At 69.9% G+C, this 1,324-nt stretch carries 1 protein-coding gene; it reads left to right on the top strand.

Annotation, left to right across the window (positions count from 1 at the left end; translation table 11 throughout):
- Positions 1-266 precede the first annotated feature (266 nt).
- Positions 267-1,324: serine/threonine-protein kinase (locus tag GT354_RS02715; protein ID WP_346011814.1), on the top strand; the 1,058-nt coding region annotated here is incomplete at its 3' end.

Here is a 1,324-nt window from a genome sequence, read left to right on the forward strand (position 1 = left end):
CGCATCGGGAACGCCTCGCGACGCCGGCCGTCCACGACTGGTGACGGACGAACCGCGGCGGGCCGGATGTGCTTTCGGCAGAAGTCGGAGATCGGTCACGGACGGGGCCGAGCGACGTCTCGCTCCACGGGTTGCTCCGGCGAGGAGTGTGGTGTTCTCCAACTCGTCCGTCATCAGCGGCTGTTGTCGGTAGCGTGAGTGCGCGTGACCGCTCGATCCGAACGTTTCGCGGACATCCAGGGGGAGTTGTGCGGCCAGGGACCGTGGTGGACGGCCGATACCAGCTGGTGGAACTGGTGGGCTCGGGCGGGTTCGGACAGGTCTGGAAGGCGCACGACCCCAGGATCGGGCGATGGGTCGCCGTGAAGGTCCTGTTGGGCGCGAACACCGACGAGCAGGTGGCACGGTTCCACCGCGAGGCCTCGGTCGCCGGGGGCCTGGCACATCCCGGCATCGTGACCGTCCACGATTTCGGCAACGCCGTCCACGAGAACGGGTGGCGATACTCCTACCTCGTGATGGAGCTGCTGCCCGGCCGGCCGCTCAGTGCCAGGCTCGAGAACGGCCCCATGCCCCTGCCGGAAGCGCTGGGAACCGGTTGCTTCGTCGTGCGAGCCCTGGCTGCCGCCCACGGCGCGGGCCTGGTCCACCGGGACATCAAGCCCTCGAACATCATCCTGGGCGACGACGTGAAACTGGTGGACTTCGGCATCAGCAGGAGCCCCGAACAGCACCACGACCTCACGGCCACCGGCGTGGTCGTCGGCAGCCCCACCTACATGGCCCCCGAATGCTTCACCGGCACCTTCGACCACCACTCCGACCTGTACTCGCTCGGCTGCGTCCTCTACGAGATGGTCACCGGCCGCCCACCGTTCGACGGACGGGACTTCTGGCAACTGGGCCACCAACACCGCCACGAACAGCCTCCGCCCCCGAGCACCCTGCGCAAGGAGGCCCCGCGTCCCCTGGACGACCCGATCGCTCGGCTGCTCGCGAAAACTCCCGACAAACGCCCCGCCGACGCCGACGAGGTCTACAGGCTCCTGTACGGGATCTACGACCGCGGCGAACAAGAGCCACCCCGGGGCCGCAAGCCACCCCGGGACCGCAAGCCACGCCGGGGCGCCGACGTCGATACCGAGGTGACGCTCAACCAGGACGCCGACGACCCCCGCATGCGCCGCGTCACCCAACCCCTCGCCCCCGGCCACGCGCGGCAGCTGCTCGACGCACACCACGCCGGTGCCTCCGAAGGCGACCTCGCGCGTCGTCGCCGCCGGCCTGCACGAGGCGTACTTCCAGGACGGCGGCACCCGCGCCG

This window comes from Streptomyces sp. SID3343 (assembly GCF_009865215.1).
GTDB lineage: Bacteria > Actinomycetota > Actinomycetes > Streptomycetales > Streptomycetaceae > Embleya.